At 58.3% G+C, this 1,733-nt stretch carries 3 protein-coding genes; all 3 read right to left on the reverse strand.

Features of this window, described 5'->3' with window-relative positions; translation table 11 throughout:
* Positions 1-135: 135 nt before the first annotated feature.
* Genes I8J34_RS23970 through I8J34_RS23980 form a run of 3 tightly spaced genes read right to left on the reverse strand, consistent with a single transcriptional unit; the run spans position 136 to position 1,579 of the window.
* Entirely contained in the window at positions 136-291 is a 156-nt protein-coding gene (locus I8J34_RS23970) for a hypothetical protein (protein WP_214364150.1), read from the reverse strand.
* A 17-nt stretch (positions 292-308) separates the two neighbouring features.
* Positions 309-659 carry a hypothetical protein gene (locus I8J34_RS23975; protein WP_214364151.1) on the reverse strand — a complete coding sequence of 117 codons (351 nt, stop codon included), beginning with the start codon at positions 657-659 and terminating at the stop codon, positions 309-311.
* A 50-nt stretch (positions 660-709) separates the two neighbouring features.
* A complete protein-coding gene (locus I8J34_RS23980) occupies positions 710-1,579 on the reverse strand; it encodes a DUF6708 domain-containing protein (protein ID WP_214364152.1) in 870 nt (289 codons plus the stop codon).
* Between the last annotated feature and the right edge of the window lie 154 nt (positions 1,580-1,733).

The following is a 1,733-nucleotide window of genomic DNA, read 5'->3' on the forward strand; positions in this document are numbered from 1 at the left end:
GGTCGCCTCGACACTCGGCAACCATGCGCACGGCGCGCTCGTGGACTTCGGGGGAGTACTTCACGGGTTTCTTCTTCATGGTGTTCATGGCTCTATCTTCTCAAGAGGGAGAGCCTCCACCAAACCCGGGGCGATTCAAAGCGCCTCGTCGTATTCGTTTCGGTTGCCTTCGAGAACGCCCCGGATCAGCCCCTTGTTCGAAATCTCGATGGTTTTGTTGGTCAGAATTATCGAGAACGCTTCTTTCATGACCAAGCCTTTCGGTAGGGTCTGAGTTGTCAGAAAGAGCACGTTCTTCTCCTTGTCGTTTACGAAAAAAACCTGTTGTCCCAAGCCTCAAGGACGATGCCGCCCCGCCCCGGGATTTCATCGACCCGCTCCGCTAGCAACGCGATCTCGATCAACTGCGCTTCCGGGACATGGCCGAGGGTTTCGAGCAACAGGAGCATGCGAACCGGCTTGGGCACTTGGTGACCCTCGCGCTCGTAGCGGCAGCCGGCCGACTGGCTGGTGCCGTACTTGCGCCAGAAGTGCTGCTGGTTGTACTCGCTGGACAGTCGAAGGGCGGCCGGATCGTCCAGCAGGCGGCGCGCTCGCTGCAGGCGCGCGCCATGGAGCTTGATGTCGAAATCGGGCGTCGGGTACTTGAGGTGGGGCATGGCGGGCTTGTCTTGTTAGTTGGGGTAGGGGCAGCGGATTGAGACTCGCCCTACGAAGATGCCCCATCGTCACACTTGCACGGCTCTTCCATCTCCGGCGGAAACGGATCGACCTTGATGCGTTTGGCCAGGTGGTAGTAGAGGACTTCGGTCGGGTAACTGATCAGGAACCACACGACGCGGATCGGGAAGAACACGGCGATGTCGAAGGGCCAGAACAATTCGTTCTTGCTGCGCAGGATGGGGAAGGGCCAGTGCAGTTTGAGCAGTTCGCCTTTTTCGGCGGGGCGCCAGATGTCCAGATCGGGGGCGGGGACGGCCTCTGGCCCCTCCTCCATGTAGCGGCGGATGTATTCCCAGAAAGTAGCGGCCTGCTGTTCGTCGGTCATGTCCAAGCGATCCGTGCCGAGCAGGAAGACGGTGAGCGGTTTGTCGGTGCCCTGATCGAACTCGATATTGATCTGCGGATCGCGGATCGGGGCGCCAACGCCGGTCAGGCCGGATTGCACGGTCAGGTAGGCGCGAATCGTGTCCCAGTCGGTGATGTAGGTCTTGCCCCGGAAGTGCAGATAGACCTTGCGGGTTTTGCGGTTGAAGCGCAGGGGAAGTTGATGGCGCCAGACGCGGATGCACCAAAAGTTGAGGGGTGTTCCAAATCCCAGGAGCAAAATAGCTACCAGACCGAAATAAGCCTTAACACCAGCCTCTATGCTGCCTCCGATGAAGGATAGCGGTAGGCCTACCATAAGACACATTGAGACAAACCAAATGAGCCACCACGTGAAACTACCCCGGCCTTTCATGATCGCAGCGTTCTTGCCATTCACATCCAGGCAACACTCCGTCATGCCGGCAATATTGCGCTCTGCGGCAGGCTCGATATCCAGTGCTTGCTTGGGGTTGAGATACTGTTTTGTCATGAGCGTCAATCGGCTTCCGGCACGGTGAAGCGCAGAGTATACGGCTCCGCGATGGCGTCGCTGGGCCGATAGCTGATTTCATAGTTGGCTTTGGTGAGGCCGTTTTGCTTCTCGATGAAGGTCTCGATCTCGATCAGTCTGCCGCCATGTTCGA

This window comes from Denitromonas iodatirespirans (assembly GCF_018524365.1).
Taxonomy (GTDB): domain Bacteria; phylum Pseudomonadota; class Gammaproteobacteria; order Burkholderiales; family Rhodocyclaceae; genus Nitrogeniibacter; species Nitrogeniibacter iodatirespirans.